Origin of the sequence: Shinella sp. NM-101, from assembly GCF_021401195.1 — a bacterium.
Taxonomy (GTDB): Bacteria; Pseudomonadota; Alphaproteobacteria; order Rhizobiales; family Rhizobiaceae; genus Shinella.
The window spans coordinates 210,595-236,768 of the sequence record NZ_JACBFT010000004.1 but is presented as its reverse complement, the minus strand read 5'-3'; the positions used below and the strand labels follow the sequence as shown (position 1 = coordinate 236,768).

Annotated in this window: 24 protein-coding genes; 17 read left to right on the top strand and 7 right to left on the bottom strand. The window is 67.6% G+C overall.

Annotated elements, in window-relative coordinates:
• Positions 1-74 precede the first annotated feature (74 nt).
• Positions 75-971 carry a fructose bisphosphate aldolase gene (locus L0976_RS10470; RefSeq protein WP_234187241.1) on the bottom strand — a complete coding sequence of 299 codons (897 nt, stop codon included), beginning with the start codon at positions 969-971 and terminating at the stop codon, positions 75-77.
• Between the two features lie 217 nt (positions 972-1,188).
• Between L0976_RS10470 and L0976_RS10465 the strand changes: the two genes are divergently transcribed.
• The 7 genes from L0976_RS10465 (at position 1,189) to L0976_RS10435 (ending at position 8,677) form a co-directional block, all read left to right on the top strand.
• Positions 1,189-2,682 carry an NAD-dependent succinate-semialdehyde dehydrogenase gene (locus tag L0976_RS10465; RefSeq protein ID WP_234187240.1) on the top strand — a complete coding sequence of 498 codons (1,494 nt, stop codon included), beginning with the start codon at positions 1,189-1,191 and terminating at the stop codon, positions 2,680-2,682.
• A gap of 75 nt (positions 2,683-2,757) precedes the next feature.
• On the top strand, positions 2,758-3,801 hold the full coding sequence (locus L0976_RS10460; protein WP_234187239.1) for an amino acid ABC transporter substrate-binding protein: 1,044 nt from the start codon (positions 2,758-2,760) through the stop codon (positions 3,799-3,801).
• Positions 3,801-4,925 (top strand): amino acid ABC transporter permease, encoded by a 1,125-nt coding sequence (locus L0976_RS10455; protein WP_234187238.1) that lies wholly within the window; start codon positions 3,801-3,803, stop codon positions 4,923-4,925. Before L0976_RS10460 ends, L0976_RS10455 begins: the two co-directional genes overlap by 1 nt.
• Complete coding sequence (locus L0976_RS10450) at positions 4,922-6,001, top strand: amino acid ABC transporter permease (RefSeq protein WP_234187237.1); 1,080 nt, start codon at positions 4,922-4,924, stop codon at positions 5,999-6,001. Before L0976_RS10455 ends, L0976_RS10450 begins: the two co-directional genes overlap by 4 nt.
• Before the next feature lie 41 nt (positions 6,002-6,042).
• On the top strand, positions 6,043-6,705 hold the full coding sequence (locus L0976_RS10445) for a GntR family transcriptional regulator (protein WP_234187236.1): 663 nt from the start codon (positions 6,043-6,045) through the stop codon (positions 6,703-6,705).
• A gap of 84 nt (positions 6,706-6,789) precedes the next feature.
• Positions 6,790-7,593: an amino acid ABC transporter ATP-binding protein gene (locus L0976_RS10440; RefSeq protein WP_203320247.1), complete on the top strand. Its 804-nt coding sequence runs from the start codon at positions 6,790-6,792 to the stop codon at positions 7,591-7,593.
• Between the two features lie 34 nt (positions 7,594-7,627).
• Positions 7,628-8,677 carry an Ldh family oxidoreductase gene (locus L0976_RS10435; protein WP_234187235.1) on the top strand — a complete coding sequence of 350 codons (1,050 nt, stop codon included), beginning with the start codon at positions 7,628-7,630 and terminating at the stop codon, positions 8,675-8,677.
• A gap of 6 nt (positions 8,678-8,683) precedes the next feature.
• Here L0976_RS10435 and L0976_RS10430 read toward each other — a convergent pair whose 3' ends face one another.
• The gene (locus tag L0976_RS10430; RefSeq protein ID WP_234187234.1) at positions 8,684-9,724 is read right to left on the bottom strand and encodes a tartrate dehydrogenase; all 1,041 of its coding nucleotides are present in this window, start codon (positions 9,722-9,724) and stop codon (positions 8,684-8,686) included.
• Positions 9,725-9,785: 61 nt separating this feature from the next.
• A complete protein-coding gene (locus L0976_RS10425; protein WP_234187233.1) occupies positions 9,786-11,171 on the bottom strand; it encodes an aspartate aminotransferase family protein in 1,386 nt (461 codons plus the stop codon).
• Between the two features lie 258 nt (positions 11,172-11,429).
• On the opposite strand from L0976_RS10425, the gene L0976_RS10420 reads away from it, so the two are divergent.
• Complete coding sequence (locus L0976_RS10420) at positions 11,430-12,104, top strand: GntR family transcriptional regulator (RefSeq protein ID WP_234187232.1); 675 nt, start codon at positions 11,430-11,432, stop codon at positions 12,102-12,104.
• Positions 12,105-12,120: 16 nt separating this feature from the next.
• On the opposite strand, the gene L0976_RS10415 is transcribed toward L0976_RS10420, so the two are convergent.
• On the bottom strand, positions 12,121-12,591 hold the full coding sequence (locus L0976_RS10415; protein ID WP_234187231.1) for an Lrp/AsnC family transcriptional regulator: 471 nt from the start codon (positions 12,589-12,591) through the stop codon (positions 12,121-12,123).
• Positions 12,592-12,711: 120 nt separating this feature from the next.
• Here L0976_RS10415 and L0976_RS10410 point away from each other — a divergent pair, with 120 nt between their 5' ends.
• Entirely contained in the window at positions 12,712-14,790 is a 2,079-nt protein-coding gene (locus tag L0976_RS10410; protein WP_234187230.1) for a transketolase C-terminal domain-containing protein, read from the top strand.
• 2 nt (positions 14,791-14,792) lie between these two features.
• A complete protein-coding gene (locus L0976_RS10405; protein ID WP_234187229.1) occupies positions 14,793-15,977 on the top strand; it encodes a dihydrolipoamide acetyltransferase family protein in 1,185 nt (394 codons plus the stop codon).
• A gap of 15 nt (positions 15,978-15,992) precedes the next feature.
• Here L0976_RS10405 and L0976_RS10400 read toward each other — a convergent pair whose 3' ends face one another.
• The 3 genes from L0976_RS10400 to L0976_RS10390 are packed head-to-tail and all read right to left on the bottom strand — an operon-like array spanning position 15,993 to position 17,793.
• Positions 15,993-16,541: a GNAT family N-acetyltransferase gene (locus L0976_RS10400; RefSeq protein ID WP_234187228.1), complete on the bottom strand. Its 549-nt coding sequence runs from the start codon at positions 16,539-16,541 to the stop codon at positions 15,993-15,995.
• Positions 16,542-16,601: 60 nt separating this feature from the next.
• Complete coding sequence (locus tag L0976_RS10395; RefSeq protein ID WP_234187227.1) at positions 16,602-17,351, bottom strand: SDR family oxidoreductase; 750 nt, start codon at positions 17,349-17,351, stop codon at positions 16,602-16,604.
• A 28-nt stretch (positions 17,352-17,379) separates the two neighbouring features.
• Positions 17,380-17,793, bottom strand: a complete 414-nt coding sequence (locus L0976_RS10390) for a hypothetical protein (RefSeq protein ID WP_234187226.1) — start codon at positions 17,791-17,793, stop codon at positions 17,380-17,382.
• 324 nt (positions 17,794-18,117) lie between these two features.
• On the opposite strand from L0976_RS10390, the gene L0976_RS10385 reads away from it, so the two are divergent.
• The 7 genes from L0976_RS10385 (at position 18,118) to L0976_RS10355 (ending at position 26,131) form a co-directional block, all read left to right on the top strand.
• Positions 18,118-19,287, top strand: a complete 1,170-nt coding sequence (locus tag L0976_RS10385) for a PAS domain-containing protein (protein ID WP_234187225.1) — start codon at positions 18,118-18,120, stop codon at positions 19,285-19,287.
• On the top strand, positions 19,284-20,684 hold the full coding sequence (locus L0976_RS10380; protein WP_234187224.1) for a sigma 54-interacting transcriptional regulator: 1,401 nt from the start codon (positions 19,284-19,286) through the stop codon (positions 20,682-20,684). The genes L0976_RS10385 and L0976_RS10380 overlap by 4 nt, the downstream gene beginning before the upstream one ends.
• A gap of 28 nt (positions 20,685-20,712) precedes the next feature.
• Positions 20,713-21,771 carry a PotD/PotF family extracellular solute-binding protein gene (locus tag L0976_RS10375; protein WP_234187223.1) on the top strand — a complete coding sequence of 353 codons (1,059 nt, stop codon included), beginning with the start codon at positions 20,713-20,715 and terminating at the stop codon, positions 21,769-21,771.
• Positions 21,772-21,848: 77 nt separating this feature from the next.
• On the top strand, positions 21,849-22,940 hold the full coding sequence (locus L0976_RS10370) for an ABC transporter ATP-binding protein (protein WP_234187222.1): 1,092 nt from the start codon (positions 21,849-21,851) through the stop codon (positions 22,938-22,940).
• The gene (locus L0976_RS10365; RefSeq protein WP_234187221.1) at positions 22,937-23,806 is read left to right on the top strand and encodes an ABC transporter permease; all 870 of its coding nucleotides are present in this window, start codon (positions 22,937-22,939) and stop codon (positions 23,804-23,806) included. Before L0976_RS10370 ends, L0976_RS10365 begins: the two co-directional genes overlap by 4 nt.
• Positions 23,807-23,815: 9 nt before the next feature.
• Positions 23,816-24,604 carry an ABC transporter permease gene (locus L0976_RS10360; RefSeq protein ID WP_203320232.1) on the top strand — a complete coding sequence of 263 codons (789 nt, stop codon included), beginning with the start codon at positions 23,816-23,818 and terminating at the stop codon, positions 24,602-24,604.
• 21 nt (positions 24,605-24,625) lie between these two features.
• Positions 24,626-26,131 carry an aldehyde dehydrogenase gene (locus L0976_RS10355; protein WP_234187220.1) on the top strand — a complete coding sequence of 502 codons (1,506 nt, stop codon included), beginning with the start codon at positions 24,626-24,628 and terminating at the stop codon, positions 26,129-26,131.
• The last annotated feature ends 43 nt before the right edge of the window (positions 26,132-26,174 follow it).

The following is a 26,174-nucleotide window of genomic DNA, read 5'->3' as shown; positions in this document are numbered from 1 at the left end:
AGATCGGCCCCGGGCAGGCCGACACCGCCGTGGCCCGCCCGCGACGGTGCGCGGCAAGCCACGGCGCCTTGCCCTCACGCCTTCTCGACGCTCGCCCTGTAGATCTCGTCGATCGTGCCGGCGAGGCTGGCGTCGAACTCGGCCTTGCTCATCGTCGCCTTCAGGTCCTCGGTGAGGGCGCGGGAGAAGCTGGCGATCATGCCGTGGTTGCGGCTGAGCTTCTCGCAGGCCTCCGCCCGGCTGTAGCCGCCCGAAAGGGCGACGACGCGGACGACCGCCGCATGGGCGACCAGGGGTTCATAAAGGTCGGCGACGGTGGGCAGGGTGAGCTTGAGCATCACCCTTTCGCCGGCAGGCAGGGCGTCGAGCTCCTGCAGGATCGCCTCCAGCAGGATCGTCTCGGCCTCCGCCTTGGTCGGGCTCTTGATGGACACTTCCGGCTCGATGATCGGCACCAGCCCGTGGCCGAGGATGCGCCGGCCGATCTCGAACTGCTGCTTCACCACGGCCGCGATGCCGGCGCGGTCGGCATTGGCGATCACCGAGCGCATCTTGGTGCCGAAGATGCCCTTCTTCACCGCGCGGGCGAGCAGGTCGTCGAGCCCGGGCATCGGCTTCAGGAGCTGGACGCCGTTCTCCTCGCCGGCAAGGCCCTTGTCGACCTTGAGGAAGGGCACGACGCCGCGGTCCTCCCAGAGGAAGGCCGGGACCTGTTTGCCCCCCGCCTCGCCGTCCATGGTCTTTTCGAACAGGATCGCGCCGATCACCTTGTCGCCGGAAAAGGCGGGCGCCGTCATGATGCGCACGCGCATCTCGTGCATCAGGCGGAACATCGCCTCCTCGCCGCTATAGTCGGTATCGGCGATACCGTAGTTGCGGAGCGCGCCCGGCGTGGAGCCGCCACTCTGGTCGAGGGCGGCGATGAAGCCCTCCCTGCCCGCCATCTGCGCCATCATTCCCGCGTCAACCATGCCTGCCTCCCTGCTGCTGGCCAATCCGATCCCATCCTAGCCTATCACCGATGCGGACGCACGTACCGCGATCTTCGCACCTGTTTTCGACCGTCGCACCCGTTCACAGCACCCTGTGGATGCCACCGGCCGGCACGGGAAATTGCGTCTTGACAGTTTGAAATCTGATGTGTGTTATAACACTCGACAGAACCCGGAGTGAACAGGAATCCGATCCATGACCGTGCACCAACTTTCGCCACGCCCCCTTGCCGAACGCCTTGCAGACCCCTCGCTGTTGCGCGAGCGTGCCTATATCGACGGCGCATGGGCGGAGGCCGACAGCGGCGCCGTGGTGGCGGTGGTCGACCCGGCGACGGGCCTTGAGATCGGCACCGTGCCGAACATGGGCGCCGCCGAGACCCGCCGCGCCATCGAGGCCGCGGAAGAGGCCCGTCATGATTGGGCGGCGCTCGCCGCCAAGGACCGCGCCGTCGTGCTGCGCCGCTGGTTCGACCTGATCGTCGCCAACCTTCCCGACCTTGCCGCCATCATGACTGCCGAGCAGGGCAAGCCGCTGGCCGAAAGCCAGGGGGAAATCCGTTATGCCGCCTCCTTCGTGGAGTGGTTCGCCGAAGAGGCGAAGCGCGCCTATGGCGACCTCATCCCCGCCCCGCGTGCCCAGTCGCGCATCATGGTGCTCAAGCAGCCGATCGGCGTCGTCGCCGCCATCACGCCGTGGAACTTCCCCTCGGCCATGATCACCCGCAAATGCGCCCCGGCCTTCGCCGCCGGCTGCGCGGTCGTCGTCAAGCCTTCCGAGTTCACGCCCTATTCGGCGCTGGCGCTCGCCGAGCTTGCCGAGCGCGCCGGCATCCCCAAGGGCGTCTTCAACATCGTCACCGGCGACGCGACGGCCATCGGCGGCGAGGTGACCGCAAGCCCGATCGTCCGCAAGATCAGCTTCACCGGCTCCACCCGCGTCGGCAAGCTGCTTCTGGAGCAGTCGGCCAACACGGTGAAGAAGGTGGCGATGGAGCTCGGCGGCAACGCCCCGCTCATCGTCTTCGACGACGCCGACCTCGACGTCGCCGTGCAGGGCGTCATCAACGCGAAGTTCCGCAACACCGGACAGACCTGCATCTGCCCGAACCGCATCTATGTACATGAAAACGTCCACGACGCCTTCGTCGCCCGCCTTTCGGCGGCGGTCGGCGCGCTCAAGGTCGGCGACGGCTTTGCGGACGGCGTGCAGCAGGGCCCGCTGATCAACGAGGCGGCGCTGACGAAGGTCGAGCGCCATGTCGCCGACGCGCTCGGCAAGGGCGCCAAGGTCGCCACCGGCGGCAAGCGCCACGGACTCGGCCAGACCTTCTACGAGCCGACCGTACTGACGGATGTCGACGCCACCATGCTCTTCGAGAGCGAGGAGACCTTCGGCCCCGTCGCCCCGATCCAGCGCTTTTCCGACGAGAAGAGCGTCATCAAGGCGGCGAACGCCACCGCCTCCGGCCTTGCCGCCTACATCTTCACCCGTGACCTCGACCGCATGTGGCGGGTCGCCGAGAAGATCGAGTCCGGCATTGTCGGCGTCAACGAGGGCCTGGTGTCGAACGAGGTCGCGCCCTTCGGCGGCGTGAAGGAATCCGGCATCGGCCGCGAGGGCTCGAAATACGGGATCGAGGAATTCCTCGAGCTCAAATACGTCTGCATCACCCAATCGGCGGCCTGACGGCGGCCGGAAGTCCATCCCGCCGGCAATGGTGCCTGCGGGCCTCACCTGAATGCGCATGAAAAGGGGAAATACATGAAACTTGCGACTTCACTGAAACTGGGGGCTCTCGCCTGCGCGAGCGCGCTGATGGGCGCCATGTCCTTTGCCGGCACCGCCGAGGCCGGCGCGACGCTCGACGCCATCAAGGCTCGCGGCAACCTCGTCTGCGGCGTCGGCCAGGCCGTTCCGGGCTTCTCCGCGCCGGCCGCCAATGGCGAGCTCGCCGGCATCGACATCGACTATTGCAAGTCGATGGCTGCCGCCATCCTCGGCGACGCTTCCAAGGTGACCTACCGCCAGACCTCCTATTCCGAGCGTTTCGTCCTGCTCTCCTCCGGCGAGATCGACGTTCTCGCGCACGACACGACGACCACGCTCAACCGCGAAGGCGCCCAGAGCGCGCGCTTCGCCTCGCCGAACTATTTCGACGGCTACACCTTCATGGTGCCGAAGTCGCTCGGCGTCGACAGCCCGGACCAGCTTGCTGACGCCACCGTCTGCATCCTGCAGGGCTCGACCTTCGAGGTGAACACCGAGAACTTCTTCAAGTCGCGCGGCCTCAACTACACGCCGCTCGTCCTCAGCGCCTGGGAACAGCTCGACGCGGCCTTCTTCGGCGGCCGTTGCGACGCCTTCGGCGGCAACTACGGCAACCTCGCCGGCTCGCGCGCCGGCAACGGCAATGTCGACGACTACATCATCTTCCCGAACTTCATCACGCTGGAGCCCTATGCGCCGGCCGTGAAGAGCGGTGACGAAGAACTCTTCCTCGTCGCGCGCTGGGTCATGTTCGCCCTCGTCGAGGCCGAGCGCCTCGGCATCACCCAGGCCAATGTCGACGACCTCGCCAAGAACTCGCCGGATCCGGAAGTCAAGCAGCTCCTCGGCACGACGCCGGGCAACGGCAAGGACCTCGGCCTTTCCGAAGACTGGGTCGTCAAGATCGTCTCGTCCGTCGGCAACTACGGCGAGAGCTTCGAGCGCAACCTCGGCAAGGCCTCGCCCCTCAAGCTCGACCGCGGTCTCAACGACCTGTGGACGAAGGGCGGCCTCATGTACGCAGCACCCTTGCGCTGATGCGTAGCGAGCGCCTTCAAAACGCGCTGTTTGTCGCGGCAGCCATCGCAGTTCTTGCGTGGCTGTCGCACAATCTTGCGTCCAACCTCGCCGCCCGCGGCATCACCATCGACTACGGCTTCCTGTGGAGCGCCACGTCGTTCCCGATCGGCGAGTCGCTGATCTCCTTCGGTTCGGGCGACACCTATTTCCGGGCGCTGCTCGTCGGGCTGCTCAACACCGTCAAGCTGGCGCTTGCCGCCATCGTGCTCTCTACCCTGCTCGGCGTCTTGATCGGCCTTGCGGGGCGCACCGCCCATCCGCAGCTCCGTGCCCTCGCGAAAGCCTATATCGAGGTGACGCGCAACACGCCGCTGCTGCTCATCCTCGTCGTCTGCGCCACCGCCGTGCGCGTCCTGCCGCCGCCGCGCCAGGCCTGGACCTTCGGCGAATCCGTCTTCATTTCCAGCCGCGGCCTCTACATCCCGACGGTGCTTGCCGGCGATGCCGGCCCGGTCCTCGCCGCCGTCGCCGTGCTCGCCCTTGCCTGCGGCGTCCTCTTCTGGCGCGCCATGGTGCGCGGCCGCAACGAGACGGGCCGTTTCCCGCGGCCCGCGACCGGCGGCCTCTTCCTCTCGGCCGCCGCGCTCGTCGGCGTCGTCGTCTATGCGCTCGGCTGGGGCGAGATCCAGAAACCGACGCTGATGGGCTTCAACTTCCGCGGCGGCATGGGCATGACGCCGGAATATCTGGCGATGCTGGTGGGACTTTCCTTCTATACCTCCGGCTTCATCGCCGAGATCGTGCGCGGCAGCCTCGCTGCCCTGCCGAAGGGCCAGTCGGAAGCCGCCAACTCGCTCGGCCTCAGCCCGCTCCTCACCCTCTACCTGGTGCTCGCCCCGCAGGCGATGCGGCTCATGCTGCCCCCGCTCGCCAACCAGTATCTCAACGCCATCAAGAACACGACGCTCGCCGTGCTCATCGGCTATCCGGACCTGGTTTCCGTCGGCAACACCGCGCTCAACCAGACCGGCCGGGCCATCGAGACCGTATCCATCTACCTTCTGATCTACCTGTCGCTCAGCCTCGTGACCTCCGCGGTCATCCGCTGGCTGGAAAAGCGCGCGCAACTGGTGAAGTCATGAGCGAAATTACCGCGGCCCTCCCCCGCCCCTCCAATGGCGGCCTCGCCGGCCGGCTGCGCCCGTACTTCCATCCGTGGCCGCATGCCCTGCTGACGGTGGCGATCACCGGCGGCCTCCTCTATCTGCTTGCGCGCTTCTACCGCTGGGCCGTCACCGATGCGGTGTTCGGGCAGGCCTCGCCCGAGACCTGCCGGGCGGCGGCGGGCGCCTGCTGGGCCTTCCTGCACGAGCGCTACCACATCATCCTCTTCGGCAGCTATCCGGCCGACCAGTACTGGCGCCCGACGCTCGCCGTCGTGCTGGTGCTCGCGATCCTCATCCTCAGCGGCTTCCGCCGCTTCTGGAAGCCGCCGCTGGCGCTCGCCTGGATCGCCGTCATGGTGATCAGCCTCATCCTGATGGGCGGCGGCGTCCTCGGCCTTCCCTCGGTCTCCACCAGCCGCTGGGGCGGCCTGCCGCTCACCGTCGGCCTTTCGGCCTTCGGCATCGTGCTCGCCCTGCCGCTTTCCGTACTGATCGTGCTCGGCCGTCGCTCCAAGGCCGCCGTCATCCGCCGCTTCTGCTCGCTCTATGTGGAGATCGTGCGCGGCCTGCCGCTGATCGCGGTGCTGTTCATCGCCTCGACCATGCTGCCCTTCCTGCTGCCCGGCGGCAACCTGATCGACAACATCCTGCGCGCGCAGGTGGCGCTGATCCTCTTCCAGGCGGCCTATCTGGCAGAAGCGATCCGCGGCGGCCTCGAAGCCGTGCCGCGCGGCCAGTCGGAGGCCGGCCACAGCCTCGGCCTTTCCGGCGGCCTGATCTCCCGCCTCATCGTGCTGCCGCAGGCCTTCCGCATCGCGCTGCCGGCGATCATCAACACCTTCATCGAATCCATCAAGGACACGACGCTGATCAGCATCATCGGCCTCATCGACGTGCTTGGCGGAGCGCGCGGGGCGATCGCCGACGGCGCGTGGCTGGGCTTCTACCGCGAGGCCTACCTCGTCGTCGGCGGCGCCTTCTTCGTCTTCTGCTTCATCCTCTCCCTGCATTCCCGCCGCCTCGAGCGGGAATTCGCCAACGAGAAGCACTAGGCATGGAAGGCAGGAAACACGCGCCGGCGGATGGCGGGTCGATGCAGACCTACAGGACCCTCGTCCAGGATACGCTCAACGAGCAGATCTACCAGCAGATCAAGGAGAAGCTGATCATCGGCGAGTTCCGCCCCGGCGACCGGCTGGTGCTGAGGAACCTCGCCGCCGCCCTCGGAACGAGCGTCGTTCCGGTGCGCGATGCGCTGCAGAAGCTCGAAAGCCTCGGCGCGCTGCGCCTCGAACGCACCTTCGTCGTGCCGCGCCTGACCATTGCGGAGCTGACGGAAATCCGCGACATCCGCGTCGCCCTCGAAGGCCTTTCGGCCGCCCGCGCGGCACGCGGCGCGACCGCCGAGAGCCTTGCGGGCCTGCGCGTCCATTTCGACGCGATGAAGGAGGCGGCCCGGGCCAACGACACCAGCCGGTTCCTGCGCGCCAATGCCCGCTTCCACCTGCATATCGCGGACATGAGCCATTCGCCGATCCTGCGCGACATGATCGAGCCGCTCTGGCTGCGCATGGGGCCCTCGGTGCGCCTCGCCAAGGCCGAGCCCGGCAAGCTGACCGATGCCATTCCCGACCACGAGACGGCCTTCGCGGCGATCGCGTCCGGCGACGCGGCCGCCGCGCGCAAGGCGGTCGTGTCCGATGTCGTCAACTGCTTCGGCATCCTGGCCGATGCCTTCCAGGGCGCGGACGAATGAGCGTGCGACCCGCCCATGGCGGCGGAGAATAAGATCAACGGCGCGGCCGGAACGGCGCGCGCAGCAAGACAGGAGGATGCTCGGATGGCGGGCGAAAATGTCATACGTGCCGGCGATCTTCATGCCGACACCGCGAAGATGCAGGTCTCGGCGACCGATATCGCGATCAGGATCGAGAAGATGCACAAGTGGTACGGCGAGTACCATGTCCTCAGGGACATCGACCTGACGGTGATGAAGGGCGAGCGCATCGTCATCTGCGGACCCTCCGGCTCCGGCAAGTCGACGATGATCCGCTGCATCAACCGGCTGGAGGAGCATCAGAAGGGCCGCATCGTCGTCGACGGCATCGAGCTCAACGACGACCTGAAGAAGATCGACGAGGTGCGCCGCGAGGTCGGCATGGTGTTCCAGCACTTCAACCTCTTCCCGCACCTGACGATCCTGGAAAACTGCACGCTCGCGCCGATCTGGGTGCGCAAGATCCCGAAGAAGGACGCCGAGGCGGCGGCCATGCACTATCTGGAGCGCGTCAAGATCCCCGAGCAGGCGCACAAATATCCCGGCCAGCTCTCGGGCGGCCAGCAGCAGCGCGTGGCGATCGCCCGCTCGCTCTGCATGAAGCCGAAGATCATGCTGTTCGACGAGCCGACCTCGGCGCTCGACCCGGAAATGGTGAAGGAAGTGCTCGACACCATGGTCTCGCTCGCCGAGGAAGGCATGACCATGCTGTGCGTGACGCATGAAATGGGCTTTGCCCGCCAGGTCGCCAACCGGGTGATCTTCATGGACCAGGGCCAGATCGTCGAGGAGAATGCGCCGGCCGCGTTCTTCGACAACCCGCAGCACGAGCGCACCAAGCTCTTCCTCAGCCAGATCCTGCACTAGCACCGCGCCAGCGACAGCCGCGAAGGAGACGACCATGCAACGCTACCGTTACACGGACCTCATGGCCTTCTCCGCGCGGCTGCTCGAACGCGCCGGCCTTGCGCGCGAACGGGCGGAAACCGTCGCCTCGCTCTTCCTCGAAGCCGACCTCCTCGGCTATTCGACCCACGGCATGCAGCGCCTGCCGGCGAATGTCGAATGGTTGCTCGGCGGCGAGACGCGCCGGGAGGGCGACCATACGGTCCTCAGCGCATCCCGCGGCAGCGAGGTGTGGGATGCCGAATTCCTGCCCGGCCCATGGATCACCGCGAAGGCCGTGGACCGGGCCTGCGACATCGCGACGGCGGAGGGAACCGGCACGGTCGTCGTCCGCCGGGCGCAGCACATCGCCTGCCTTGCGAGCTATCTGGAGCGGGCGACCCGGCGCGGCATCATGGTGACGATCACCGCCAGCACGCCGACCGAGGCCGTGGTGGTGCCGCATGGCGGATTGAGCCGGGTCTTTTCCTGCAATCCGATCGCCGCCGGCATCCCGACGGACCGGGACCCCATCCTCATCGACACGACGGCGGCGATGTCCGCGCTGGGACCGCTCAACCGCAGCTACCGGCTCGGCCAGACGCTGCCGGCGCCCCTGATCGTCGCGCAGGACGGCAGGGTCACGGACGATCCCGCCGAATTCGTCGAACGGGGCGGCGGTATCCTGCCCATCGGCGGCACCGAACAGGGCTACAAGGGCTTCAGCCTTGCCCTCCTCACCGAAGCACTCTCCGGCGCGCTCGGCGGCTTCGGCCGCGGTTCGCAGACCGGCGACAGCGAGGCGAACGGCGTCTTCGTGCAGGCCATCGACCCCGCGCATTTCGCCGGCCGCGCGACCTTCGAGCAGGAAATGGGGCGGCTTGCCGAACGATGCCGGGCAAGCGCGGTCGCGCCGGGGCACGACCCCGTGCGCATTCCCGGAGACCGCTCGCTCGCCCGCAAGCGCGACCAGCTCGAAAACGGCGTGGGGCTGATCGAGACCATCGTCGGCGACATCCGCCCCTGGGCGGTCAGGCTGGAATGCCCCTTCCCCGAGCCGATCTGAACCGCCTCAATCGAGCGCCGCCAGCACGGCGGCGGCAATCGCCTCCGTCCTGTCCTTGCCCGGCCTGACGCCGATGCCGCGCGCTGTGGTGCGCTCGATGGCGGCCATGACGCGGGCGGCGGCCTCGCGCTCGCCGAGATGGTCGAGCATCATCGCGCCGGACCAGATGGCGGCGATGGGATTGGCGATGCCGAGATGGGCGATGTCGGGCGCCGAACCGTGCACCGGCTCGAACATCGAGGGGGCGCTGCGGTCGGGATTGATGTTGGCGGAGGCGGCGAAGCCGAGGCCGCCCTGGATCGCCGCGCCGAGGTCCGTCAGGATGTCGCCGAAGAGGTTGGAGGCGACGACCACGTCGAGGCTTTCCGGCGCCATCACCATGCGGGCGGCCATGGCGTCGATGTGATAGCTGGTGACCTCGACGTCCGGATATTCGGCCGCAAGCTTGCGGGTCATCTCGTCCCAGAACACCATCGAATATTTCTGCGCATTGGACTTGGTGACGGAGGCGAGCCTGCCGCTGCGGGCGCGCGCCTTCTCGAAGCCGAAGCGCAGGATGCGCTCGACGCCCGTGCGGGTGAAGATGGAGGTCTCCACCGCCACCTCGTCCGCCGTGCCCTGATGGACGCGTCCGCCGGCGCCGGAATATTCGCCTTCCGTGTTCTCGCGGATGCACAGGATATCGAAGCCTTCGGCGCGCAGCGGGCCCTCGACGCCCGGCAGCAGGCGGTGCGGGCGGATATTGGCATATTGCACGAAGGCCTTGCGGATCGGCAGCAGCAGGCCGTGCAGGGAAACGGAATCGGGAACCTCGGCCGGCCAGCCGACCGCGCCGAGCAGGATTGCGTCAAAGCCGCGCAGCGTCGCGATGCCGTCCTCCGGCATCATCGTGCCGGTCTCCTTGTAGAAGGCGCAGGACCACGGGAAGGTCGTGCCCAAGAGCCTGAAATTGCCCGCCGCCGCCTTTTCGAGAACCGCAAAGGCGGCTTCGGTGACAGCGGTGCCGATGCCGTCGCCGGGAATGAGCGCGATCGAATAGGTCTTCATGGGATAGGTCTCCAGGTCGGGCGTGAAAGGGGCGCCGCGATCGATGCGGCGCCCCTTTGTCTCAATTCAGGTTTTCTTCAGTGCACCACCTGGCGGTGTCGTCAAGCGCCTTGCGCAGGCGGCCGACCGTCTCGTGCACCTGCTCCTCGTTGATGATGAGCGGCGGGCAGAGGGCGACGACGTCGCCGATGGCGCGGACGATCAGGCCATGCTCATGGCCGGCCGCGAAGGCGCGGGCGCCCGCCTTGCCGGCAGCGGCGAAGGGACGGCGCGTCTCCTTGTCGGCCACCATCTCGATGCCGGCGATGAGGCCCGCGCCGCGCACTTCGCCGACCAGCGGATGATCGGCCAGTTCCGCAAGGCGCGCCTGGAAGATGGCGCCCATGCGGGCGGCATTGCCGATGAGGTCGCGCTCCTCGATGATCTTGAGGTTTTCCAGGCCGACGGCAGTCGCGACCGGATGGCCGGAGGCGGTGAAGCCATGGCCGAAGGTGCCGATCTTCGCCGTGTTGTCGGCAATCGCATTATAGACCGCCTCGGTGAAGACGACGGCGGCAAGCGGCATGTAGGACGAGGTGAGCTGCTTGGACATGACCATGATGTCCGGCGTGAAGCCGTAATGCTCGCAGCCGAAGGTCGTGCCGAGACGGCCGAAGCCGCAGATCACCTCGTCGGCGATGAGCAGGATGTCGTATTTGCGGCAGAGCGCCTCGATGCCCTTCCAGTAGCCGGACGGCGGCGGCATGACGCCGCCCGCGGCCATCAGCGGCTCGCCGATGAAGCCGGCAATGGTTTCCGGGCCTTCCTCGAGGATCACGGCTTCGGCCTCGGCGATCAGGCGGTCGGCGAACTGCGCCTCGCTCTCGCCCGGCTGGCCGAAGCGATAGTAATGCGGGCAGGTCAGGTGGCGGACGGGGATCGCCGGAAGGTCGAAGTCACGGTGGTTGTTCGGCAGGCCCGTCAGGCTGCCCGAGGCGACCGTGATGCCGTGATAGGCGCGGGTGCGGGCGAGGAACTTCTTCTTCTGCGGCCGGCCGAGCGCGTTGTTCATGTACCACACCATCTTGATCATGGTGTCGTTGGCTTCCGAGCCGGAGCTGGTGAAGAAGACGCGGGTCAAGGGCTCCGGCGTCATCTCGACGATCTTCTCCGACAGGCGGATGGAGGGCTCGTGCGACTTGTGGCTGAAGGTGTGGTAATAGGGGAGCTTCGCCATCTGCTCGGCCGCGACCTTGACGAGGCGCGGCTCGTCGAAGCCGATGGCGACCGACCAGAGGCCCGCGAGGCCCTCGATATATTCCTTGCCCGCGTCGTCGTAGATGTAGATGCCCTTGCCGTGGTCGACGATCATCGGGCCCTGGCGCTCATGGGCGCGGGCATCCGTATAGGGATGCAGGGTCGTCGTGATGTCCGCATGGGCCAGCGAATTGGAGAGCGTGCCGCTCATGGTCTGTTTCTCCTTCGGGCTTTTCCGCCAGCGCGGAACCCCGGCGGCGGAAGGATCCGCCGCAAGCATGTTGTCCTGCCACCCTTGCGGATGGCCGTTCGGGAAACCGGTGGCGCGGTGCTGGCGCCTGCCGCCGGCAGCGCAACCCCGCGCGATCGATCTTGTCTACTGTTATAACAAAATCACCATGCCTTTTCATGTTTTTGGTGTCAAGCGGCCTGCTCGGTGTTATGACAGGTGCACGCAAAGGGAGAGCCTATGACAAGCCACGACACCGCCCATGGTGGGGCGCTTGCGCCGGAACTGTCGCCCGTATCCCGCGACATGCTGCACGAGCAGATCTACGACATGCTGAAGCGCAACCTGATGATGGGACGCTTCACCCCCGGGCAGAAGCTTCCCCTGCGCGGCCTGGCCAAGAGCCTCGGCACAAGCCTCATGCCGGTCCGAGACGCGCTGCAGCGGCTGGAGAGCGTCGGCAGCGTGGTCTCGACGCCGAACAGGACGATGATGGTGCCGATCTTCAGCACCAAGGAGCTGGAGGACATCCGTACCCTGCGCTCGATCCTGGAAAGCGCCGCCCTCGAGCGCGCGGTGGAGAACCGGACGGAAGAGGAACTCGCGAAGCTGAAGGACTATGTCGCCGACATCTGCCGCTCCGCGGAGATCAACGACATCGATCTCTTCCTGGAGGCCAACTACCATTTCCACATGATGATCGCGCAGATGAGCCGCCTTGCCTTCATCGGCCAGTTGCTGGAGCCGCTGTGGATGCATATCGGTCCATCGGTCCGCCGCTCCGTCCCCAACGAGGCGCTCTTCCAGAGCTCGGCGCAGAACCACAGGGACGTCTATGACGCGATCGTGGCGAAAGACGCCAGGGCCGCCAACGAGGCGCTCCAGCGCGACATTTCCGAAGGCTACAACTTCTGACCGGCCCGGCAGCGCCTCAAAGCGGCAGCTCGGTCGTGTATTTCACGCTCTTCAGCGCGAAATGCGAGGAGGAGTTGGCGACGGCCTCATGGGTCAGGATCGCCTGCATGAGGAGCTGTTCGTAGTCCTTCACGTCCTTGACGACGACGCGGATGAGATAATCCCATTCGCCGGACATGGAATAGCATTCCAGCACCTCCTCGTGGCGCTGCACGAAGCGCTCGAAATCGCGCCGCGCGGCGGGATCGTGCGTCTTCATGCGCACCTGGCAGAAGACGTTGAGGCCGCGACCGATGCGGTCGGGATCGAGCAGGCGCACCGTCGGCCCGAGCACGCCGGCCTCCTCCAGCGCCTTGATCCGCCGCCAGCAGGAGGCGCTGGAGGCGCCCACCTCCTCGGCCAGCGCCGCATGGCTGATGTCGCCGCGCTGCTGCAGGACCTTCAGGATCTTCCGGTCGACGGCATCCAGATGAACTGAACTCATCATAAAACTCGTAATGTTGAAACGCTCGTTTCATTTCTACCGTAAATCGCGGTCTGTTTGAAACGCCTTTTCGCGCTTGACGTTCTACAATTTTCCCGAAGAGACATCATGCGGGAGGAAACCATGGCGCAGGCTGCTCTCAAACCCGTCGTCAGGCACGCACCGGACGAGGCGGTGGACTGGAAACGCGTCGCCCGGCTCGTGCACCTGTCGCGCGCGCTCGACGAGATGGAGGAAACCCGCCTCGTGCCGGAGAAGAAGGTGCTCTACCAGTTCTCCGCCCGCGGCCACGACATGGCGCAGGTGCTGCTCGGCCTTCGCCTCACCGGCCGGCATGACGCGGCCTGCGGCTACTACCGCTCCCGTCCGCTGCTGCTGTCGCTCGGCGTCGATCCCGCCGATGCGCTCGGCTCGGCCATGGGTCGGGCCGGCGGCTATTCCGGCGGGCGCGACATCGGCGTCGTCTTCAACCACCCGAACCCCGAGGGCGCCTGCGCCCTGCCGATGTGCGGCGGCGTCGGCACGCAATACACCCCGACGGCCGGCTGGGCGCAGGCGATGAAATACCATGCCGAGGTGCTGGGAAGGGCCGACCATGCCGACAGCATCGCCGTGGCACTCGGCGGCGACGGTTCGGTCGCGTCCAACGGCTTCTGGTCCGCGCTGACGATCGCGACCACCGAGACCCTGCCGATGCTCTTCTACATCGAGGACAACGGCTACGGCATCTCGGTGCCCTCCGTCCTCCAGACCCCCGGCGGCAACATCGCGGCCAACCTCTCGGGCTGGAAGAACCTGACAATCTTCGAGGGCGACGGCACCGACCCGGCCGCCGCCGCCCGGCTGACCGGAGAGGCCGTCGCCCATGTGCGCCATCGCCGCGCGCCCGCGCTGCTGCGCCTTGCCGTGCCGCGCCTGCAGGGCCACTCCTTCCAGGACACCCAGGCCTACAAGAGCGAGGAGACGGTGCGCCGCGAATGGGCGCGCGATCCCCTGCCCCGCCTCAAGGAGCATGTCGTGCCGGCCGTGCTGAGCGAGGCGGAATGGCAGGCGGCCGGCGAGGAGGCCCGAAAGGTCGCCGAGGCCGCGCGCATCGCCGCGGAGGCGCGGCTGGCGGCCGCGCCCGAAACCGTGACGCGGCATGTCTTCTTCGAGGGGGAGATGCAGGCGATGGGCGGGCCGGCCCGCCACGCCAACCCCGCGCCGCGGACCACCGACGTGCCGCAGGCGGACGGCCAGCGCATCAACATGGTCACCGCCATCCGCCGCACGCTCGAGCACGAGCTTTCGGTGAACGAGCGCATCGTGCTGTTCGGCGAGGACATCGGGCCGAAGGGCGGGGTGCATGCCGTCACGCTCGGCCTTCAGGAGAAGTTCGGTCGCGCGCGGGTGTTCGACACCTCGCTCTCGGAGGAGGGCATCGTCGGCCGGGCGGTCGGCATGGCGCTGGCGGGCCTGATGCCCGTACCGGAAATCCAGTTCCGCAAATATGCCGAGCCGGCCACCGAGCAGATCAACGACTGCGGCACGATCCGCTGGCGCACCAACAACCGCTTCGCCGCGCCCATGGTGCTGCGCATGCCCGGCGGCTACTTCAAGTGCGGCGATCCCTGGCACAGCCAGACCAACGAGGTCGCCTTCGTGCACCAGCCCGGCTGGAAGGTCGCCGTGCCCTCCAACGCCGCCGACGCGGTGGGCCTCCTGCGCACCGGCCTTCGCGGCAACGACCCCGTGATCTTCTTCGAACACCGCGCCATGCTGGACCATGCCTCCGCCCGCCGGCCCTATCCGGGCGACGACTATGCCCTGCCCTTCGGCAAGGCGAGCCTCACCCGCCGCGGCGACAAGATCACGCTCGTCACCTGGGGGGCGATGGTGCATCGCTGCGAGGCGGCGGCGGAAGGCCTTTCCGCCGATGTCATCGACCTGCGCACGCTGATGCCGTGGGACCGGGAGGCGGTGCTCGCCTCCGTGCGGCGCACGCGGCGCTGCCTCATCGTGCATGAGGACCTCGGCACCGCCGGCTTCGGCGCGGAGATCGCCGCCGTCGTCGCGAACGAAGCCTTCATGGACCTCGACGCGCCCGTCTCGCGCCTCACCATGCCGGACATACCGAGCCCGCACAATCCGGCGCTGCTCGACCATGCCGTGCCCTCGGTCGCGACGATCCGCGCCCGGATCGAAGCGCTGCTGGAGTTCTGACCATGACCGACCTCATCGACATCCGCGCGCCCGCGGAACAGGAAGGCACGCAGGCCGTGGTGCGCGACTGGCTCAAGGCCGTCGGCGACACCGTGGTGCTCGACGACCCGTTGGTGGAGCTGGAAACCGACAAGGTGACGCACGAAATCCCCGCGCCCGCCACCGGCATCCTGCACGAAATCCTCATGCAGAACGGCGACAAGGCCGAGCCCGGCTCCGTGCTCGGCCGCCTCAGGCCGGCGAATGCCGATGACGCCGGGCAGGCCGCCCCCGCACCGGGCATGTCCTACTCGCCCGCCGTGCGGCGCGCGGCGGAAGAATACGGCATCGACCCCGCGACGGTGACCGGCTCCGGCAAGGACGGCCGGGTGACGCGGGCCGACATGGACGCGGCGCGGCAGGCGATGCCCGCCGGGGGCTCCGCCCCGCAACCGCCGGCGGATGCCGACGCTTCGCCATCACGGGAAACGGAGAGGCCGGCCACGGGCCTGCGCTCGCGCGCGATCCCCCATTCGCCGATGCGCCTTGCCATCGCCGCGCACATGCAGGCCTCCGTCTCGACCGCGCCGCATGTCACCTCGGTCTTCGAGGCGGACTTCACCGCCGTCATCCGCCACCGCGAGGCGAACAGGGCAGCCCTTGCGGCATCCGGTGTCCCGCTTTCCTACACCGCCTATATCGCCGCCGCCTGCGTTTCGGCCATGAAGGCCGTGCCCGCGGTCAACAGCCGCTGGTTCGACGACCGGCTGGAGGTGTTCGAGGACGTCAATATCGGCATCGGCACGGCGCTCGGCGATGAAGGGCTGGTCGCGCCGGTGATCCGCGCGGCGCAGGGGCTTTCGCTGTCCGGCATCGCCGCGCGCCTGCACGACCTCACCGGCCGCGCACGGGCGGGCGCCCTCACGCCCGCGGACCTCAGCGGCGGCACCTTCACCATCTCCAACCACGGCGTCTCCGGCTCGCTTCTCGCCGCGCCCGTCATCATCAACCAGCCGCAGTCGGCGATCCTCGGCGTCGGCAGGCTGGAAAAGCGGGTCGTCGTGCGGGCGGTGGACGGCGTGGACACGATCCAGATCCGCCCCATGGCCTATGTCTCGCTCACCATCGACCACCGCGCCCTCGACGGCCACCAGACCAATGCCTGGCTCACCCGCTTCGTCGAGGCGCTCGAAACCTGGCCGCCGTAGCGCCCGGCGCTGCGATCAGGACGGGCGTTCCCGTCCCGACAGCCACTCCGCCCGCGACAGCTCGTACCAGACCTCGCCATGCTCGCTGCCGGCAATGGCGTCGGACAGGCCGGCATGGACGGTGCGCGTGTATTTTAGGCCGATCTTCTCCATGACGCGGCGCGAGGCGCGGTTCACCGCCATCGTGGTCGCCACGACCCGCTCGTATCCGGCATTGCGGAAGCCCCAGTCGACGAGGGCCGCGGCGCCTTCCGCTCCGAGCCCCTGCCCCCATTCCGCCCGGCGCAGGCGGTAGCCGAGCTCGGCCAGCGCCTCGCCTTCCGGCCACAGGCAGAACCAGCCGACGAAGGTGCCGTCCGCCGTGCGCCGCGCCGTCCAGACATGGTGCTCCGTCCCCCGCGGCCGCAGGAAGGTCGCGTCGGGATCGACCGTGTCAGGCTCGATGGCGTGCCCGCCGTTCAGGAAGCGCATGACCTCGCGGTCGCGTTCGAGGCCGATGAAATCGTCGCGGTCTTCCGGGCGGCAGGGCTTGAGCGTCAGGTGCGTCGTCTGCAGAACGGCCATGTCGGTACTTCCTCCCTCACGGCCGCCAGTATGCCCCGATTTGCCCGCCGTTCCAGCCCCTCAGATGGTGATCCCGCCATCGAGATTGATCGCCTGCCCCGTGATGAAGGCCGCCTCGTCCGACGCGAGGAAGGCACAGAGCGCGGCGATCTCCTCCACCGTGCCGAAGCGGCCGGCGGGCTGGCGGCTGATGAAGGCGCGGTAGGCCTCCTGCCTGCTGCCGAGGGTTTCGCCAAGTTCGCCGATGCGCTCCTCCAGCGAGGGCGAGGCGACCGTTCCCGGGCAAACCGCGTTGCAGCGGATGCCGAAGGAGACGTAGTCCGCGGCAACCGCCTTGGTGAGGCCGATGACGCCGCCCTTGGCCGCGCCATAGGCCGCGCGCCGCGGGAAGCCCTTGATGGAGGAGGCGACCGAGCCGATGGTGACGATGCTGCCGCCATGCGCCTTCATCTTCGGGACCGCCCCGGCGATGACGTTGCAGGCGCTGTCGAGCGTGATGCCCACCGAGCGCCGCCCGTCCTCCGGCCCGCATTCCTCGATGGTGCCCTGGTGGACGTAGCCGACCGCGTGCACCAGGACGTCGATCCGCGCGAAGGCGGAGAAATAGGCGGCCGCCGCCGCCGCGTCGGTCGCATCCAGCCGCGCCGTTGCGGCGCCCTGGAGGCTGGCGAGGAGGTCGGCGTTGATGTGGCTGGCGTAAACCTCGGCCCCTTCCGCCGCCAGCCGCTCGGCGGTGGCCCGGCCGATGCCCTGGCCGGCCGCGGTGACCACGGCCACGCGTCCGGCCAGTCGTCCAATCCCTTGATTCATGATCGTGTCCTGTCTTGTGGATGATTGCTCAGCCCGTGGGGGCCGGCTCCGCGGAAAGGCGGTAGCGGGTGAGGAAGGGCCGGTCCGGCGCGAAGGCGAGCGCCGTCGGCGTGCCGGCCCGAGCCAGCGGATTGGCGGCGGTGGAGACCGCCGGTCCGAGATCGAAGGCCGAGGCGACGGGCTCGACGCCCAGCGCCACATGCCGCCCGCCCCAGGGATAGGCCGTGCGGCCGCGATTGCTGTACCAGATGAGGAGACCAGGGAAATGCTCCTTTTGCCAGGAGAGCCGCGCGCGAAACCCCGCGTCGCGATAGTGCAGCGCGACGCCGCCGTCGATGCCGGTCAGTTGCAGCAGGTCCTCGATGTCCTCGGCGAACGGCACGTCCTCCGTCTCGCCCCACCGCGACGAGACGATCGTGCCGAAGCCTGCGCGCCATGCCAATGGCGCGGCTCGGCGCCGAGCCGTGCGGCGCCGCCCGCCACCTTGGCGATCATCGGTTCACCCGTGCCCACCTCGACATGCAGGAGCTGCACCTCGCGAACTCCGGCATCCCGGCGGGCGGAGTGCCATCGCGCCGGTCCGCAGGCCCTCATCATGCGCAATACCGCAGCGAATGCTGCACTTCTGCGCACATGACGCGCCGATCCGGCGCATTTTTCCGCCTGCCGTCCAAATATGGGTTGCCACCGGCGGGAATTGTGGCGGGATTGCGCATGTCCTCTGGTGCAATGCCGGAGCAACAGGCCACTTCGGATCGGATCTGGAATGAAAGTACACGCGCCCGGCACCGCCAATTTCGATGCCCTGCTGGTCGACTGGATCGACGGCGAAGGCCGTATCTGTGCCGTCAACGCGAGAGAGGCGCACGAGCTTGCCATCGCGCTTGGGCACGGTGAAAGCGTGCCGCTGGAGCGCATCTACAGCAGCACCTCGGCGCAGATGCTGCGCGCCATCGCCCGCGACGGCCAGCCGTTCGTGTCCGGGCGCGCCGTCTGGGTGAATTCGCCGCAATATAGCGAAATCCCGATGATCGCCACCGTGGTCTCCGATCCGGGCCGCGGGCTCGCCGTCATCAAGCAGCCGTTGCCCGAAAGCGTGCTCGGCATCGGGCCGGAGCTCGCCGAGCGGGTGGAAATCCTCTCGCAGATGATCGGCGCGGCGACGGAAGCGTGCTGGTGCATCGAATTCCTCGAACCGGTCGATACGGCGCTCGCCGAGGACGAGATCGTCGAGCGCATCTTCTCCAACCAGAGCCGCTGGCGCGCCTGCAACGAGGCGATGGCCCGGCTCTACCGAGTGCCCGAAGGGCTCGATTTCAATATCCAGCCGGTCTCGCGCTATTTCCCGGCGACCGAGATCAACCGCCGCATGGTGCGCGACCTCGTGCGCTCCGGCTACCGCCTCGACCGCGCCGCCGCCGTCGACCGCCGGCACGACGACAGTGAAATGCTGGTCGAGAACGATTTTCGCGCCGCGATCAAGGACGGCTTCCTCGTGCGGCTGTGGGGCACGACGCGCGATATCGGGGCGCACCGCCAGCGCGAGCAGCAGCTCGCCGACCGGGCGGACACGATGCAGGACATCCTGAGCGCCGCGCCGGACCCGATCCTCGTCATCTCCGAGGACGGTCTTCTGCTGGCGACAAACCCGGCGGCGGAGAGCGTCTGGGGGCGCACCGCCGAGCAGGTGCTCGGCCGGCCGCTGCAGCAGTTCGTCGAAACGCGCAACGCGCTCGACAAGCTCCGGCAGGCGGCCCTTGCCGGCGAGGACAGCGACGGCGAATGCGACCTTGCCGTCATCGCCGCCGATGCCAGCCGCGACGTCTGGCGCTTCCGCGCCGCGCGCATCGAGGGCGAGATGCGCCGCTACGTGCTGACCGCCCGGCGCAAGAGCCGCCGCAGGACGCGCGGCCTTCTGCAGGAGGCCGCGTCATGAAATTCTACGCCAACGACCTCACCCCATCCGGCCAGCGGCGCCTGCGCCCTTCCTTCATCGACGAGCCGCAGTTCGGCGCCTTCCTCGAAGCCTTCCCCGACGGCGTGGCGCTGCTGGAAACGGACGGCACCATCAAGCTGGTCAACGGCAAGCTCGAACTGCTGCTGAACCTTGCGCGCGGCGACCTCGTCGGCTCGGATCTGGCGAAACATGCCAAGACCGCCGGCCCCCTCGTCCAGAAGCTCGCGAGCGCCCTGCGGCAGCTCAAGCGCACCGAGGTTTCCGGCACGCTCAATTCGCAGCGCAACGTCACCGCCTCCATCGGCATCCTGCGCACGCCCGACGGCGGCGCCTATGGCGCGCTGCTGACGATGCGCGAGACCGGGCGGCACAGCCGCGGCTACGAGCGCAGCGACCATTTCCGCTTCGGGGCCGAGCCCCTGCCGGCGGCCGGCGGCGGCGGCCCTGTGCTCACGCCGCGCCTCGCCACCATCGCCCGCCGGGCCGCGACCGCCATCGAGCGCGGCAGCGCCGTGCTCCTGACCGGCGAGACCGGCACCGGCAAGACGGAGCTTGCCCGCTTCATCGGCAAGGCCGGCGCCTCCGATGCGCCGCCCTTCGTCCACGTCAATTGCGGCATGCTGAGCGACGCGCAGTTCGACGCGGAGATGTTCGGTATCGAGCCGGGCTCGTCGCTCGACACCTCGACGCGCGGCAAGCTCGGCTTCGTGGAGGCGGCCGACGGCGGCACGCTCTTCCTCGACCAGGTGACGGACCTTTCGCCCGTCTCGCAGATGAAGCTCGTCGCCTTTCTCGAAAGCCAGACCTTCAGCCGCCTCGGCTCGATGCAGCGGCGCAAGGCGCGCATCAGCCTCGTCACCGCCACCAATGCCGACCTGCCGGACCTGATCGGGAGCGGCGCCTTCCGCCGCGACCTCTATTACCGCATCGCCGTCGTGACGCTGGAGCTGCCGGCGCTGCGGGACCAGCCGGAACTGGTCGCCGCGCTGACCGAGAACGTCCTGCGGCGGCTCAATGCCGGCCGCACGCCGACGCTGCAGCTTTCCGCGGCCTTCAGCAAGCGGCTTTCCGCCCATGCCTTTCCCGGCAATGTGCGGGAGCTGACGAATATCCTCGAACGCGCGGCGGCGAGCGCCGAGGACATGGCGCTTGCCGAGCATTTCATCGTCGCCGAGGGGGCTTCGTCACGGCCTGCCTCTGCCCGCCCAGTCGGCGATGGGGAGACATCGCCGCAGAGCTTCCGCGACCTGATGCAGGCCTTCGAAAGCTGGGTCCTGGAAAAATCCATCGCAGAGCATGGAAGCAAGAGAGGCGCCGCCAAGGCGCTCGGAATCGATATCGCCACCCTCGTCCGAAAGACAAAGCGGGCGAAATGACCAACCAAAGACATGAAGGGGAACAAACATGTCCAGACTGCGCAGATCCGCAATTCTCGCCCTTGCTGCCGCAAGCCTCATCCCCCAGACCCTCGTCGCGAAGGCCGGCGAGCTCAACTACCTGACCTGGGAGGGTTATGCGGTTGACGGCTTCATCTCCAAGTTCGAGGCCGCCTCGGACTGCAAGGTGACGGCCTCCTATGTCGGCTCGAACGACGACTTCGCCGCCAAGCTTGCCGCCGGCGGCGGCGTCTACGACATCATCAGCCCCTCGCTCGATACCGTGCCGATGATGCGGCAGGCCGGCTTCGTCGCGCCGATCGACACGGCCAGGGTGGAAGGCTTCGACGGCATCTATCCGGAATTCTCCAAGCAGAGCGACGTGGTGGCCGATGGCGAGACCTGGGCCGTGCCGCTGATCTGGGGTTCCGTCTCGCTGATCTACCGGCCCGACAAGCTGGCCACCAAGCCGGATTCCATCTCCGTCCTGTTCGATCCCGCGCTCAAGGGCAAGGTCTCGCTGTGGGACGACAAGTCGGCGCTCTACTGGACGGCACGCTATCTCGGCTACGACAATGTCTTCGACCTCACGGACGAGCAACTGGAGGCGGTGAAGGCCAAGCTCATCGAGCAGAAGGCACTGATCCGCAAATACTGGGCCTCGGCGGGCGAACTGACAGAGCTGATGGCCAACCAGGAGGTCTATGTCTCCAACGCCTGGACAGGCCTGACCAGCAAGGACGTCAACAACCTCAAGAAGGGCTTCGAGGTCGTCGAGTTCACGCCGAAGGAAAAGGCCGAGGGCTGGATGGATTCCATGATGCTGGTGAAGGACTCGCCGAACGAGGAATGCGCCTACAAGTTCATGAGCTTCATGCAGTCGCCCGAGGGCCAGTGCGGCATCGCGCAGTCCACCGGCTATTTCCCGGTCAATCCGAAGGCCGTGCAGGGCTGCATGGATGACCAGATGAAGAAGGATCGCCAGGTCGACAATGTCGAGTTCGTCAAGAGCCTCGTCATGTGGCAGCAGCCCGTCCGCCTCGACAAGTATCTGGAAACCTGGAACGCCGTGAAGGCCGCGCCGTAAGGCCCCGGCGGAAAGCGCCGCCAGTCGGGGCGCTTTCCGCCACCCACGCGAGACATTTCAACAGACACGGGGATCCGATGACCTCCAACCCGATTGTAACGCTCGACGGCGTTGCGAAACGATATGGCGCATTCCTCGCCCTCCAGGAGACCGACCTTGCGATTGCCGAGGGCGAGTTCGTCACCCTGCTCGGCCCGTCGGGCTGCGGCAAGACGACGACGCTTCGGCTGATCGGCGGCTTCGAGCAGGCAAGCGCCGGCCGCATCGCCATTGCCGGACAGGACGTGACGGACAGCCCGCCCTATCGCCGGCCGGTCAACACGGTCTTCCAGGACTATGCGCTGTTTCCGCATATGAGCGTGGCGGAGAATATCGGCTACGGCCTTTCGGTGAAATCCGGCCGGGTGGCGAAGGCCGAGCGGGACAGGCGCGTCGCCGAGGCGCTGGCCATGGTCGGGCTGGAGGGCAAGGCCGGCATGCGGCCCGGCGCCCTCTCGGGCGGCCAGCGCCAGCGCGTGGCGATGGCGCGCGCCATCGTGCGCCGCCCGCGCGTGCTGCTGCTCGACGAGCCGCTTTCGGCGCTCGACGTGAAGCTGCGCGAGGGCATGCAGGTCGAGCTGAAGCGCCTGCATCGCGAGCTCGGCATCACCTTCCTCATGGTCACGCACGACCAGAACGAGGCGCTGGCGCTCTCCGACCGCATCGTCGTCATGAAAGAGGGCCGCATCGCACAGGTCGGCTCGCCGACGGATCTCTACGATCGTCCTGCCAGCCCCTATGTCGCTGACTTCATCGGCGGGGCGAACCTGGCGGACGCCGAGGCCCTCGGCGGCGGCGCCTTCCGGCTTGCGGGCGGACAGGTGCTGCAAAGCCGGCGCGGCGAGGCCGCCAGCCTTGCCGCCGGCCGCCATGCCAGCCTCGGCCTTCGCGCCGAGCACCTGCATGTCACGGCGGCCGGGGCGGAAAACACGCTCGCCTGTACCGTGATGGAGCGCCTGTTCCACGGCGACCGGCTGCGGGTCGAGCTCATGCCCGAAGGGGCCGAAAGGCCGATCTTCGCGGAGCTTGCCCGCACGGCCGTCCCGGCGGCGCTTGCACCCGGTGATCGCGTGACGATCGGCATCGACCCCGCCGACGTACTGGTCTTCGACGCGGAGGGCGGGCGATGAACCTCACCCGCCGCACCTTCCCCGGCTTTGCCGCCCTGTTCTCGCTGCCGCTCTTCTGGGTGCTGCTGCTGATGGTCGTGCCCTATGCGATCATGATCTCGGTGGGCTTCTGGTCGCGGCAGTTCCCGCTGTTCTATCCGGATTTCCAGTTCGGCAACTACGCGCAGATCGCCGCCGACCCGCAATATACCACCGTCATCCTGCGCACGCTGAAGATCGCCGCCAGCGTCACGCTCTGCTCGCTGCTGCTCGGCTATCCGCTCGCCTATTTCCTCGTCTTCACCGTCCGCTCGCGCGCGCTGCGCAACCTTCTCTACATGTCGGTGATCGTGCCGCTCTGGGTGTCCTACCTGCTGCGCGCCTATACGTGGAAGATCATCCTCGGCACGGACGGCGCGCTGAACTCGCTGCTGGTCTCCACCGGCATCGTCTCCGCGCCGCTCGACATCTTCCTCTACAACCAGACCGCCATGGTGGTGACGCTGGTCTATATCTTCGTACCCTTCATGGTCATGCCGCTCTTCGCGGTGCTCGACAACATTCCGCGCCGCCTGATCGAGGCCTCGGAAGACCTCGGCGTCGGCCCGTTCATGACCTTCTGGAAGGTGATCTTCCCGCTGTCGCTCGGCGGTGTCGTCGCCGGCGCGACCATGACCTTCTGCCTGTCCTTCGGCGATTTCGTCGCGCCCGTGCTCGTCGGCGGGCCGGACGGGACGATGGTGGCGAACCTCCTGCAGACGCAGTTCGGCGCCGCACTCAACTGGCCGCTCGGATCGGCGCTCGCGACGCTCGTGCTCGCGCTGGTGCTGATCCTCCTGCAACTCTCCAGCCGCCTCGACCGGGCCGGCCGGGTCGATCTTTCCTAGGAGGCCGCCATGCTGCGCTTGAGATGGTGGCAGAAGGGCATGGTGGGCGTCAGCCTCGGCGTGCTCGCCTTCCTCTACCTGCCGATCGTCATCCTCGTGATGTTCTCCTTCAACGACAGCAAGGTGACGTCCTTCCCGCTTTCCGGCTTCACGCTGCACTGGTACGAGGCCTTCCTCGCCAACGGCCAGATGCTGCGGGCGCTCGCCAACAGCCTGTGGGTCGCGCTCTTCGCGACGGCGCTCTCCGTCGTCATCGGCGTGACGGCGGCGCTCGCGCTCGACCGCTACGACTTTCCCGGCAAGCGGCTGTTCCAGAACGTCATCCTCCTGCCCCTCAGCCTGCCCGGCATCGTCACCGGCATCGCCATGCTGAACTTCTACAAGCAGATCGGCATACCGCAGAGCCTGACGGCGGTGGTGATCGGCCATGCGACGGCGCTGCTCGGCGTCGTCGTCTCGCAGGTCATGGCGCGGCTCGCCAAGATCAACCGCCGCCAGTTCGAGGCCTCCGCCGATCTCGGCGCGACGCCCTTCGAGACCTTCCGCCACGTCACGCTGCCGGGCATCCGCAGCGCCATCCTCGGCTCGGCGCTGCTCTGCTTCACGCTGTCCTTCGACGAGATCCCCGTCACCTATTTCCTGACGGGCCGCGAGGTGACGCTGCCGATCTACATCTATTCGACGCTCCGGCGCGGCATCACGCCGGAAATCAACGCCATCGGCACGGTGATCGTCGCCGTGTCCTTCGTCCTCATCGTCCTCTCGGTCACGCTCCTGCGCGACCGCGACCAATCCTGATCCATGGAAGGGAGAACAAGCATGGATGCCTCGACCTACACGCTCGACTTCTGGCGCAGCAAGGCAAGCGGCCTCAAATTCCGCACGCAGCACTTCATCGACGGAGCCTATGTCGCCTCCGCCGACGGCCGGACCTATCCGACGATCAATCCGGCGACCGGGGCGACCATCGCCGAGGTGGCGCGCGGCGGGGCGGCGGAGATCGACCGCGCCGTCGCCGCCGCCCGCAAGGCCTACCGCTCCGGCGCCTGGTCGCGCATGGACCCGCGCGCCCGTATGGCCGTGCTGGAAAAATTCTCCGCCCTCATCGAGGCGCATGCGGAGGAATTCGCCGTGCTCGACAGCCTCGACATGGGCAAGCCGGTCATGGACATGATGAACATCGACATTCCCGGCGCCGTCACGTCGCTGAAATTCTTCGCCGAGACGGTCGACAAGATCGAGGGCGCGGTGACGGCGACGGCCGCCAATGCCCTGCACTACATCCTGCGCCAGCCGCTCGGCGTCGTCGGCCTCATCGTGCCGTGGAACTATCCCCTGATGATGGCCGCCTGGAAGCTCGGCCCGGCGCTCGCCACCGGTAATTCCGTCGTCCTGAAGCCGGCCGAGCAATCGCCGCTCTCGGCCAACCTGCTCGCCGAACTCTTCATCGAAGCGGGCGGCCCGGCGGGCGTCTTCAACGTGGTGCATGGTCTCGGCGAGGAAGCGGGCAAGGCGCTGGCGCTGCACAACGACGTCGACAAGATCGGCTTCACCGGCTCCACCGAAGTGGGCAAGCTGCTGATGATCTATGCCGGCCAGTCGAACATGAAGCGCGTCTCGACCGAGTGCGGCGGCAAGACCCCGCAGATCGTCCTCGGCGACTACGACGACCTCGACACCGCCGTCACCTATGCCGTCAACGGCATCTACGGCAACCAGGGCGAGGTCTGCAATGCGGGCTCGCGCATTCTCGTGGAAAAACGCATCCACGACGATTTCGTCGAGCGCTTCGCCGCCCGCACGCGGGAAAACTTCGTGCTCGGCGATCCGCTCGATCCCGCAACGACCATCGGTCCGCTCGTCACCGCCTCGCACCAGCAGCGCGTGTTGAATTATATCGACATCGGCCGGCAGGAAGGGGCGGCGCTCCGCTTCGGCGGCGGCACGCTCGCCTCATCCCCGAAAGGCGCCTTCGTCGAGCCGACCCTGTTTACAGGTGTCAACAACGGCATGCGCATCGCCCGCGAGGAGATCTTCGGCCCGGTCGCCGCGATCATCCCGGTGGAGGGCATCGACGACGCCATCGAGATCGCCAACGATTCCATCTATGGCCTCGCCGCCTCCGTCTGGACCCGCGACATCTCCAAGGCGCACCGCTTCGCCCGCGACATCGAGGCCGGCGTCGTCTGGGTCAACTGCTTCGACCACGGCGACATGACCTCGATCTGGGGCGGCTACAAGCAGACCGGCAACGGCCGCGACAAATGCCTGGAAGCCCTGACGCAGTACACGCAGACGAAATCGGTCTGGGTGAATCTGGACTAGGGACGCGCGAGGAAAGGACCGGAGCGGGGCGCCTCGCGCCGCT